Annotated in this window: 6 protein-coding genes; 2 read left to right on the top strand and 4 right to left on the bottom strand. The window is 38.5% G+C overall.

Annotation, left to right across the window (positions count from 1 at the left end; translation table 11 throughout):
- The first annotated feature begins 41 nt into the window (after positions 1-41).
- Complete coding sequence (locus tag ACSLUO_RS03335; protein ID WP_448246203.1) at positions 42-2,618, top strand: family 16 glycosylhydrolase; 2,577 nt, start codon at positions 42-44, stop codon at positions 2,616-2,618.
- A gap of 98 nt (positions 2,619-2,716) precedes the next feature.
- Entirely contained in the window at positions 2,717-5,683 is a 2,967-nt protein-coding gene (locus ACSLUO_RS03340; RefSeq protein ID WP_448246205.1) for a TonB-dependent receptor, read from the top strand.
- A 260-nt stretch (positions 5,684-5,943) separates the two neighbouring features.
- Here ACSLUO_RS03340 and ACSLUO_RS03345 read toward each other — a convergent pair whose 3' ends face one another.
- The 4 genes from ACSLUO_RS03345 to ACSLUO_RS03360 all read right to left on the bottom strand — a co-directional run bounded on the left by ACSLUO_RS03345 (position 5,944) and on the right by ACSLUO_RS03360 (position 12,162).
- Entirely contained in the window at positions 5,944-8,916 is a 2,973-nt protein-coding gene (locus ACSLUO_RS03345) for a TonB-dependent receptor (RefSeq protein WP_448246207.1), read from the bottom strand.
- Between the two features lie 485 nt (positions 8,917-9,401).
- Positions 9,402-10,712 carry a methyl-accepting chemotaxis protein gene (locus ACSLUO_RS03350; protein ID WP_448246209.1) on the bottom strand — a complete coding sequence of 437 codons (1,311 nt, stop codon included), beginning with the start codon at positions 10,710-10,712 and terminating at the stop codon, positions 9,402-9,404.
- 154 nt (positions 10,713-10,866) lie between these two features.
- Entirely contained in the window at positions 10,867-11,838 is a 972-nt protein-coding gene (locus ACSLUO_RS03355) for an NAD(P)H-quinone oxidoreductase (RefSeq protein WP_448246210.1), read from the bottom strand.
- A gap of 54 nt (positions 11,839-11,892) precedes the next feature.
- Entirely contained in the window at positions 11,893-12,162 is a 270-nt protein-coding gene (locus ACSLUO_RS03360; protein WP_448246212.1) for an acylphosphatase, read from the bottom strand.
- Between the last annotated feature and the right edge of the window lie 41 nt (positions 12,163-12,203).

Below are 12,203 nucleotides of genomic sequence, written 5' to 3' on the forward strand. Positions count from 1 at the left end.
GTGATTAAGATGCGTTGTGATTATTTAAACGGGAGAGAGAAATGACAATTATAAATAACGCGAAATTAAAAACGCGAAAACTTTCAATTTCTGCAGGTATCATCACAACCGCTATATTAGCCGGTTGTGGTGGCGGTGTTGAAACCAATACTAAACATGATGTTGTTGACCCAACATTACCTGCCAGCAATTGGAAAATGGTATGGAATGATGAATTTGATGGTACCTCAATCAATTCAAATAAATGGGAACACGAAGTAAATTGTGACGGCGGCGGCAATAACGAAAAACAATGTTATACCGATGCAGCGGAAAACTCTTATGTCAGTGATGGCACATTAAAAATAGTTGCAACGCCAGTAGAAGGAGCCGATAAACCTTATAACTCTGCACGTTTACGTACAAAAGGTAAAGGCGACTGGACCTATGGCCGTTTTGAAGCGCGTATTAAAATGCCATCAGGCCAAGGTGCATGGCCTGCCTTTTGGATGTTACCTACCGATAACGTTTACGGTGGCTGGCCACATTCAGGTGAAATCGATATTGTCGAAACCGTTAACTTAAAAGCTGTAGACGGTGAAGGTAATGTTGAAAGTAGTATCTATGGTACTTTGCATTATGGTGAATCATGGCCAAATAATGCTCATTCTGGTAAAGAATTTTCATTTGCAGATGGTGTAAACCCAGCAGATGATTTCAAAGTCTATGCCGTAGAATGGCAAAAAGGTGAAATTCGTTGGTATGTGGATAATTACCTTTATGCAACGCAAAAACAATCTGAGGTAAAGTACAACTCAAATGGTGATGCTATCGCTTTAAACCATCGAGGTTGGTTTGCAAATTATTATGATGCAATAACAGGCGAATTAACTGATTATTGGAGTGCTGCTCCTTTTGATCAAGACTTCCACCTTTTACTAAATTTTGCGGTCGGTGGTGACTGGCCTGAAAACGTTAATAACTTGGGTGTTGACGCAGCAGCATTTGCCGATGGCCAAACCATGGAAGTTGATTATGTTCGCGTTTACCAATGTGACGCAGAAACAAATGACGGTTCCGGCTGTGAAACCATTCGTTCAGGTTATTTAGATGAAGATACTTTAGTTACCGGTGAAGCACCTATCCCTGTTCCTCCTTCAACTGGCGTGCCTGCGGTTATATCTTTTTACGAAGATGAACTTGACAATAATTTGATCTTCAATAGCTATAACCCTGATGGCGTCATCAGTTACAATGAAGTCGCTATAGATGGTCGAGGCATGGTGCTACAAGTTGATAAATCTGGCCCTAATGGCAATTTCTATTTTCAATCAACTGTTCCTTATGACTTATCAGCCCATGGCCCTGAAGCTGAACTTATATTCGATATGAATGTGTTAAGCGTAGATGGTGGTGTTGAATTATTAGTTAAGTTAGACAGTGGCTGGCCTTCGGTAAGTGATGTTGCTATTGCTCCAACCCCTATTGGTGTTTGGACAGAAGTTAGAATAAACATCCAAGCTTTATTGGCTGACGAAAACGCGTTTTCACCAGGCCAATTTGCTGATGCTACATCTATTGTTAACCCTTTCGTACTAGATCCTACCGGCATAATGAGTGCTCAGTTTGATAATATTCGCATTGAATCCGGTGGCGGCGGTCAAACCGTCACATTATATGATGATGCCGCAACAGGTGATATCGTTTTTGATAGCTATAACCCTGATGGCGCTATTACAGCGACAGAAGTAGCTGAAGATGGTCGCGGCAATATTATTGAAATTGTAAAAACAGGTGCCAATGGTAACTGGTACTTGAACTCGTCAGCTTCACCATTTGATATTAGTGGTTTTAACAGTGATGCCGAATTGGTATTTGATATGTTCGTGGTAAGTGCTGATGGTGGTGTTGAGTTATTAATTAAGCTAGACAGTGGCTGGCCTTCGGTAAGCGATGTGGTAGTTGATACCTCATTAATGGGTGAGTGGCAAGAAGTTCGATTAAACCTGCAAACGCTATTAGCTGATGAAAATGCTTATGCGCCTGGTCAATTTGCTGATAATACCAATATCGTTAATCCATTTGTTATGGACCCTACCGGCGTAATGACAGTTAAGTTCGACAATATTCGTTTTGAAGAACCAGCTCCTTCGGTAGAAGTGCCGTTATATGATGATGCCACAACAGGTGATATCGTTTTTGATAGCTATAACCCTGATGGCGCAATTACAGCGACAGAAGTTGCCGAAGATGGTCGCGGCAATATTATTGAAATTGTAAAAACAGGTGCCAATGGTAACTGGTACTTGAACTCGTCAGCGGCACCATTTGACATTAGTGGCTATGGCCCTAACAGCGAATTAGTGTTTGATATGTTCGTAGTAAGCGCTGATGGTGGCGTTGAATTATTAATTAAGCTCGACAGTGGCTGGCCTGCGGTAAGTGATGTGGTGGTTGATACCTCATTAATGGGTGAGTGGCAAGAAGTTCGATTAAACCTGCAAACGTTATTAGCTGATGAAAATGCTTATGCACCTGGTCAGTTTGCTGATAATACCAATATCGTTAACCCATTTGTTATGGACCCTACAGGAGTTATGACAGTTAAGTTCGACAATATTCGTTTCGTGAACAAATAACTGATTAACCCAATGTACTGAGTCAAATAGTGCTCATTTTCCAGCGGTATTTTCGACACGTAATACCGCAATAACAAAATATAAATCGTAGGTATGTTATGAACTCAACAAATTTTAAACACACAAAAATCGCCGCATCAATAGCTATGCTTGTTGGCGCCGCGTATTCTCCAATAGCATTTTCAGAAGAAGCAGCAGTAGAAAATAAGACAGAAGTGATTGAGGTGACAGGTATTCGTGGTAGCTTAATGCGTTCAATGAATGTTAAGCGTGATATGTCTGGTGTTGTCGATGCTATTTCTGCAGAAGAAATGGGGAAATTCCCTGACACTAACTTAGCTGAATCATTGCAACGAATTACCGGTGTCAGCGTTAGTCGTTCAAATGGTGAAGGTAGTGAAATTACCGTACGTGGTTTTGGTCCAGACTTTAACTTGGTAACCTTAAATGGTCGTCAAATGCCTGGTACCGGTAATAGTCGCTCATTTAAGTTTGAAAACTTAGCTTCAGATGGTGTTTCTGCCCTTGAAGTTTATAAAACGGCACGTGCTGAAAACCCAACGGGAGGTTTAGGCGCAACAGTAAATATTGTGACCACTAAACCCTTACAAAGTCCTGGTGAAAAATTATCAGTGTCAGCTAAAGCGATCAATGACACTTCGAATGTAGCTGGCGATGACGTTACTCCTGAACTTTCTGCCTTGTATTCAAATACTTTTGCAGATGATTCATTTGGCGTTGCTTTCGCGGTTAATAGCCATCGTCGTGATTTCCAACAGCAAAGTGCTACCGTTGCTGGTTGGCAAGCGAATGTGGGTGTACCCAGCGATTTAGCCCCTGCCAATGTTATTGATCCTCGTCCACTAGATGATGAAGGTGAACGTATTGGTAATATTTTCTTCCCTCGTAATCTAAATTACAGCTTTAATGATGTACAACGTGAAAGAACGAATGGTTATGTGATCTTTCAATATGCTCCAATTGAAGAGGTAATTATTGGTTTAGATTACACTGCATCTAATTCAGTTACTGGCTCTAATAGTATCGGCTGGGGGCAATGGCATGATTATGGCGGTAATATCAATGGATATGAAATTGATGCCAATGGCACCGTACTTTACGCTGATCTTGCTGGCAACGACGGCTCTTTTAGTGCCAACCGTGATACCACTGAGGTTGACTCAAAATCTATCGGTTTAAATGTTGAATGGCAAGCAAGTGAATCTTTGTTTTTAACACTTGATTATCATGATTCAAGCAGCGAAACAGATAATGGTAAAGATAAGGGCTTAGGCGGTACAGGGGCATTAACTTTAGGTTCTGATCAGCTAGTAACCAAAACTTATGACTATCGCACTGGCGAAATTCCACACGGTGAAATTTTTTGGAAGAACGGTACCAATGAACTGGCACCAGGTGAAATAGATTCACACTTCAGTCAATTTCTTCATGGCAAAGGTAAATCAGAAATTGAGCAATTACAACTTGATGCAGTATGGGAAAACTACACGTATGACATTGGTTTAGTTGATGTAAAATTTGGCCTTGGCCGTACCGAGCAAACAATGAGTGGTTCAAATGCATGGAGTGGTTTAATTGGTGGTTTCTTATTTAGCCCATCATATACAGAATTATTCCCAGACAATATGTTTACCCGCAATAGTACTGCTGGTTTTCTAGATGCTTTTGACGGTGGCGGTAGTGATCTTTCACCTCATTATTATTACACCTTCGATTTTGATGAGGTTGTAACACGTTCTGAGGCATTTTTAACTAACGAAGAATTGGGAGGCACTGATTCTTTCTCCACTAGCGCATATCGTGGTGATGATGGTATAGGCAGTTTTAGTTCAGGTGCTGTGCAAGAAGACACCACGAGTGTTTATTTAAACACGGCATGGGAATTTGAGTTTTCAAACGTTTCTTTGCAAGTTAATGCCGGTGTTCGTTATGAAGAAACTGATGTTACCAGTAAAGTTGCTCAACCTGTTCCTACTGCCGTTTGGTGGAAAGGTGGCAGTGAATTTCTTACCCAATATGCAACTGGAGATAACAGCATTTTAACAGTGACAGGTGAACATGATGTCTTGTTGCCAATGCTTGATTTACGTCTGGATATTACCGACGATCTTGTTGGTCGTATCTCATGGGGTAAAACCATAGCTCGTGCTCCTTTAGGTAACTTAGCCGGCGCTCTATCGTTATCTGGCAGCCCTAAGGTTGGTTCTCGTAATGGCTCAGAAGGTAATACTAATCTTCAACCTTATGAATCAACTAACTTGGATTTGAGTCTTGAATATTATTATGGGGAAGGTAGTTATGCTTCTGTTGGTTATTTTAAGAAAGATGTTAAAAACTTTATTGGCACCGAAATTTATCAAACAACTGCGCCAAGCGGTATTGAGTTGCAAGATATCTATCTAGGCCCTCGTTGGTTGCAAGCAGAAGCAGATCTTGGAGGATCGGCCACTAATGATGAAATTTTCGCTCAAATTATTGCCAATGGTTCAGCACTAAACGATTCGGGCTTTTTAGTACCTGAAGCTGGCGATCCATTAATTGAATGGGATATCACTAGACCATTTAATGCTTCAGATATCAAAACGGTTGATGGTTTTGAAATTGCCCTGCAACATCTGATCGGTGAAACCGGTTTTGGTTTTGGTATTAATGCTACGGTAGTTGATGGTGATGTTACTTTTGATGTTGATAGCCTTGAAAACCAAACACCACTAACCGGCTTAAGTGATTCAGCTAACTTGCAAGCATTTTATGAAAAAGATGGCTTATCAGTGAAAGTTACCTATGCATGGCGTGATGAATACCTAATTGGTGTTGGACAAAGCCAAGGTTCTTCAGATAACCCACCGCAATTTGGTAAAGAGTTTGGCCAATGGGATATGAGTGTTAATTATGACATTGATGAACGCATCACTGTTTTCTTTGAAGGCATTAACTTAAACAACGAAACCGAACAAGGCTTTGGTCGTTACGAAGAGCAGTTTTTATTCGCTCGTCAATACGGACCTCGTTATGGTTTAGGCGTTCGTTACAGCTTTAACTAACCCTCTCTGACTAAAGGGCATATCATCATATTGATATGCCCTTTTCTTTTTAATATTGTTTCATTGTTTGTTTAACTACAACTAAAAAATTTTAATCCACCTTAACACTCCGTTCCCCCTTACCTCCCTCGCTATACTCTAATTAAACGATCGTCTAGTTAATTAGTACTTAACCGCAACAATGAAAAGCATTAATTTCAAGAAATAAAAAAGCCTCTACAATCTTCATTGCAGAGGCTAATATTTAAATTAAATATTTTTTACATAAAAGTATATTTAATTGATGCTGAATAAACTTTACCTGCAAACTTGGTTGTTCTAGGTTGCCATTCATTACTTTGAAACTCTTCATAAAGTTCATCAGTTAAGTTATAAGCTTTAAAACTGAACTTAAGATCTTCAGAAATATTATAGTAGAAAGAAGCATCTAAACGACCACCACCTTTAACTGAACGATCACCAGAACCATTTGCTGTCCCCGTTGTTCTTAAATCGTAATCGGTACGGTAGTTATAGGCGATTCGCACACCATAATTTTCTTGCTCATAATAAGCAATAGCATTATAAGTTTCATCTGAAATACCTGGAACACGGGTTTCATCATTTTCATCTTGATTAGTTTTAGAGTAGTTAAGCACGCCACCTAAACCATTCCATGGATATGGTAAAAAATCTAAATTTTGCTGAACTGAAATTTCTAAACCATCAACAGTGATCGTATCGGTAACATTTTTAATACCGCTCATTCTTACTTCATCACCAGAAACTAATAACGTATCATCAGATAAGTTGTCATTTCCGTCAGTAATACAAGTACCGTCGGTTTGCTCAGTTAATTTACCTAAATTAACACCCGTTCCTTCTAACGCAGAGCTATCACAGATACCAACACTATCAAAAAGATTTTCAATTTCTTTTTGGAATAATGCCACAGTAATTGCACTACCTTCACGGTTATACCATTCAAGTGAAAGGTCAAATGAATCAGCTTCAAAGGGTTTAATACCAACACCCGGTAATTGAACTTCAGCTAAACCTGGAATGTATTTAAATTGTGCGGTTGGTGATGCGGCTCGTAAATCAGGACGAACTAATGACTTATTGTAAGCAAAACGCAACATTAAATCGCCGTCTTCATCTAAGTTTAATGCAACATTAGCACTTGGTAAAAAGTGATTATAATCATCAGGGAAAACACCTTCATCTAAATTATTAATATCACCTTGACCTGCAAGCGGTGCTCTAGATTCAGTTTCAGATTGAATATAACGACCACCAACATTACCGTTAACAATGGTGTCACCTAACTCATATTCAAAATTAGCCATAGCATACAAAGCGTGGGTATTGATTGCCGATGAAAAAATATAACCATCCGCTTGTCTGCCACCACGTTGAATATAGCCCATAGGTGTAAATACCGGTTTTTCACCATCACCAGAAGGAGCAACATTAGTAATATCAATAGTATTAACTAAGGCTTGGTTAATGGTGTTGAAATCAAATGCTCTCCAACCATCCGCTGCTGTCACAAAACCAGGTGCTTTACCACCAAAAAATGTTTCTTCTGACGTATATGAAGGATCAGAAATAGCCGAACTTGTTAAAATGCCTGTAGGATCTACGCCAACAGAAGAACCTTTTGAATAATCAGAGTCTTGAGATTGTTCAGCATAGCGATAACCAAACTTAACACTCGTTAAAATACCATCAGCAAAAACACGCTCGGCATTAAATTCAATAGCATCACTTTCATGAGCAACTTGCTCGTAGTTACCCGTAATGATCATATATAAACCATTGTCAGCTCCTACCAATGCCGTATTAGCGACCGCATTTTTTGGACTCCAAACGGCATTATCAAAATCCATCGCACTATTGGCATTTTCCATATCAAAGAAAAATTTACCTATATCACCTTCACCAGTAAATACTCTACCATTCACACCTGAGTTATCGATACGTGATGAAAGTAAAACCTCATTTCGTTGGTTAGTCGCATCTGATAGCGTTAATGCACCGTCTAGAGTCCAGTCATCTAATGTCCATTGAGCATCAAATAAAAAGGCTTTTGATTCTTGTAATTGTGCATCTTGGCGGTTATCAAAATAATAACGAGCATTATTAAAATCAACACCTGACAATACATAAACAGGTTCACCACCGGTGCCTTTTTCACCTGTTGCTCTTGGCGGGTATTGTTCTAATGGCGTAATACCGACAGTACTTTGATCTAAACGCATTTCAAGTTGTTCTAATCGGCTACCGTCTAATTCGCGTTTAGTATAAATGGTATTAAAACCTAATTTTAAGTTTTCCGTTGGTCGATACTCAACACCACCCGAAAATGAAAAACGATCACCGGTATTGGTTTCACTTTGTTGTCTATATTCACCTGGCATTTTGACAATTGCATCAGAAACTAGGCCATTCGCTGTTTTCCACTCGGCAAAAGTGCCAGTATTGCCCGTACCGCGATCAAAATGACCACTAGAAATAGTATCATACGCATTAATTTTGATAAGATCTTGGCGGAAGGTTTGCTCTGAATAAGCCAATGTACCGTTAACGGCTAATACATCTTCAATTAAGGTTTTAGAACCAGAAATTACCGTTTCTGGGTCAAAAGAGTCCGATAGTTCTTCATATCGAGTACCGAGACTAAGTTGTAATGAATCTTTGCGACCTAATGGACCACGTAAACCTTGATCGACAGTCCCGGCTATACCACCTTCTTGCATTTCGGCTGTTTGTGACTTGACGACTTTAATGCCACTAAAGACAGCAGGATTATATGCACCAAATGGGTTACCAGCACCGTACGCAGATGCCGAGCCATTTCGAGTTGGTGTTGCGATTGTTTGCCCATTCGCTGTGGTTAAAACAAAACCTGATGGTAATCCACGTAAGTTAACACTTGATTCACGGCGCCCACCTTCACGGTTTAATTGAACACCCGGCACTGCTTGTAATGCTTCGCCCATATCAAGAGCAGGTAATGAACCAATATCGTCAGCCGAAATACTATCTCCAATGGTTGACGATGATTTTTTATCATTAAGTGCTGATTCTAAATTACCACGAAAACTTGCAGTAACTTCAATAACCTCAAGTGTTTCTTGCGCAGCCTCTTCAGCATAAGCATTAACTCCCATGATATTCATTGCAACAATCGAACTAATTAAAGTTCTTTTAAAGCAAGGTATTGTTTTTTCGATTTTATTTATAGGCATATTCATTCCCCTGTACTGATATTATTATTAAAATTCTTATGCTCAATAAATATACCACCCAGCAGCCTTACGGTAAAGCCGTAAAACGGCCTTACCAATAAAATAAATAAAAAATATATATAATCCTTTGATAAACTTGGAAATTATAAAAATAAAAATTAATAAATTGGTGCAGTCACTAACCTAAAAGCAAATAATTTGTTTTTTACAAGGTTAAATTTAGGCTTAAAAAATATTTTTCCCAACAAGAAACCGCTTGATCATATTGGTTAACTAGTTAACGATAAAAATAGAAAATGTATTTTTGATATAGAGGTGATTTAAAAATAACGAATGAAAATAATTAACTCTGGCTAGGCTGAATAAACTGATTTTTTTAAAGGGGGGGAATTGAAATAAAGTATGAATAAAAACATTTATCATCTATCAAAGCACAGATGATAAATGTTCAGTTTTTATATTATTGCCGTTTCCTAAAAGATTATTTATTGGTTTAAGCGTTCAATCGCTTCACCGATAGCAGTAACACCGGCATTGATATCTGCAATTGTTTTATTTAATTTTTCAACCAAAACGGCACCATCGGCTATTTGAATTGTACTTTGCTCCATCGATTTAGTTGCTTGATTAGACAGCTCGACATTTTTTTTGACAACGTCCGCTATTTCCGTTGTTGAGCTACTGGTTCTCGCTGCTAATTGTCTTACTTCGTCAGCAACAACAGCAAAACCTCTGCCCTGCTCACCAGCACGAGCAGCTTCAATGGCAGCATTTAATGCTAATAAATTAGTTTGATCGGCAATACCGCTAATTGTATTAACAATATTATTAATTTTATCGCCTTGGGTATTGAGCGCGTATAAGCTTTCAGAGGCAAGCGTAATATCCTTTGACAAATTAGTCATTAAGGTTACGGTTTCTGCAACAATATCCATACCTTTTTGTGCGGACTGATCTGCTTGGCTAGAGGTTTCTGATGCTAAATCTCTGGCTTCATTCGCCTGTTCAACTTTACGTGTTATGTCTGTAGCAAATTTAATCACTTTAATTTGCTTACCGTTTGCATCAAAAATAGGGTTGTAGCTGGCTTCTAACCAAATAATGTTACCATGCTTATCAAGGCGCTTATATTGACCAGACTTATATTGGCCTTGGTTTAAATCTCGCCAAAATGCCGAATACTCGGAAGAATTAACAAGGTCTTGATCGCAAAAAATTTGATGATGTTTACCTTGTATTTCATTTAAGTGATATTGGCTAGTGGTTAAAAAATTATCATTAGCGGTAAGAATTTCGCCATTTAAACTAAATTCAATGATGGCCATTGAACGGTTAATTGCATTAACCATACTTGCTTGTGCTTGGCTTTTGGTGACTCTGTCTGTGATATCTACCGCAAATTTTATAATTTTAACTAAGTTATTATGTTGATCAAACACAGGGTTATAGCTTGCTTCAAGCCAAATTGCGTTATTACCTTTCGCTAATCGTTCAAACTGCCCTGTTAAGAATTGGCCTTGATTTAGCTCTTGCCAAAATGCCTGATATTCCGAACTATTCGCGTATTGTTCAGGACAAAACATGCGATGATGTTTATTTTTTATTTCATCAAGGCCATAACCCATTGTCGATAAAAAATTATTATTGGCGGTTATGACTTTACCATCAGGCGAGAACTCAATAACCGCCATCGAACGATTAATGGCATCTAAATTAGCGCTAAGCTCATTAACTTGTTGTTTAGAGTTTTCTAATTCTTTTGCTATTAACTCTTTTTTATTCCCAAAATCAAACATTAATAAATCCTTTAAGTTAATACTCTCTTCACTATACCAATATATCTAAACTACGCACTACTAAATTAAAATTAAAGTTACATGAATATTTAATGGATAAATTTTCTTGCTCGAACCTCTTTTCAAGCAATTCCTAAACACACCACCAGTAGTTTTAATTAGGCACGATCAACACTAATTTTCCAGAATTTTCATTATTTTCCATACGTTGATGGGCATCTTCTACTTGCTGCCAAGGATAAACATGATCGATTAACGGTGTAATTTTTTTAGCAGCCAATAAAGGGTAAAACTGCTCAACAAACGCTTTAATCAGCTCGGTTTTATAAGAATCACTTCGGTTTCTAAGTGTTGATGCTTGAATCGCTAAGCGTTTTAATAACATTTTAGCCACATCAATTCCTTCACTATATCGGCCTCCTAATATGGATAACATAATGATATTTGCGTCAAGTGCGGCGACATCAATATTTTTATTTACATAAGGGCCAGCAACAACATCTAAAATAACATCAAAGCCATGGGATAAGTTTTTTTTGCTCCAAGCAACAAAATCTTCTTGCTGATAATTAATTGCCACATCGGCACCTAAGCTTAAACAGTTCGCTTTTTTTTCATTACTACCCACTGTAGTAACCACATAACAACCAATCGCCTTAGCTAATTGAATGGCAGCGCTACCAACACCACTCGCGCCAGCATGTACTAATAACTTATGTTTTGACGTTAGCTTAGCAATAAAAAATAAACTTTGAAAAGCCGTTAAAAACGTTTCTGCACAAGCCGCCGCTTCGCTATCGGTATAATTTTCTGGCGTTTTAATCAGGTGATTAGCATTAACAGCAACATATTCCGCATAACCACCGCCAGCAACAATACTAAAAACACGGTCGCCAACCTGCCAATCTTGAACTTGTTGACCACAACGAACAATTTCACCCGCAACCTCAATGCCCAAAATAGGAGATTCTCCTTTAGGTGGCGGGTACTTACCAAGCTTTTGCAAAATATCAGCACGGTTAATGCCTATTGCTTTTACTTTAATTAAACATTGTTGGTCGGTAATTTGAGGGGTATTTGTATCAGAAAACAGCAACGACTGATCTTGAACAGCGATATATTTCACATTGTGCTCTATTTATTTCGGGTTATATATTTCGGGTTACATAATTACATGGTTTTACGCTATGGCAAAAAACGTGTGTTCTTGCCAAGCTACATCTTTTACTTTAACACTAGTCACATTAGCATTTGAAGGGCCTTGGTGTAACCAAGTCAGTAATTGCGCTAGCTGCTCTTCCTCACCACAAGCCAATACCTGAACATCGCCATCAATTAAGTTTTTTGCATAACCGCTGAGCCCCAATGCAATGGCTTGCTGTTGGGTTGATGCTCTAAAAAATACCCCTTGTACCTTGCCACTAACATGCACAACTTTACATACTTTCATAAAAGCTCCCTTTTTAATGTTTATTCCTATACAAATTTTTA

The organism is Thalassotalea agariperforans (assembly GCF_053470345.1).

Excerpts from the sequence above, each read along its gene's own strand:
- ACSLUO_RS03360 (WP_448246212.1), bottom strand. The coding sequence starts at position 12,162 with ATGAAAGTATGTAAAGTTGTGCATGTTAGTGGCAAGGTACAAGGGGTA.
- ACSLUO_RS03340 (WP_448246205.1), top strand. The coding sequence starts at position 2,717 with ATGAACTCAACAAATTTTAAACACACAAAAATCGCCGCATCAATAGCT.
- ACSLUO_RS03345 (WP_448246207.1), bottom strand. The coding sequence starts at position 8,916 with ATGCCTATAAATAAAATCGAAAAAACAATACCTTGCTTTAAAAGAACT.
- ACSLUO_RS03335 (WP_448246203.1), top strand. The coding sequence starts at position 42 with ATGACAATTATAAATAACGCGAAATTAAAAACGCGAAAACTTTCAATT.
- ACSLUO_RS03350 (WP_448246209.1), bottom strand. The coding sequence starts at position 10,712 with ATGTTTGATTTTGGGAATAAAAAAGAGTTAATAGCAAAAGAATTAGAA.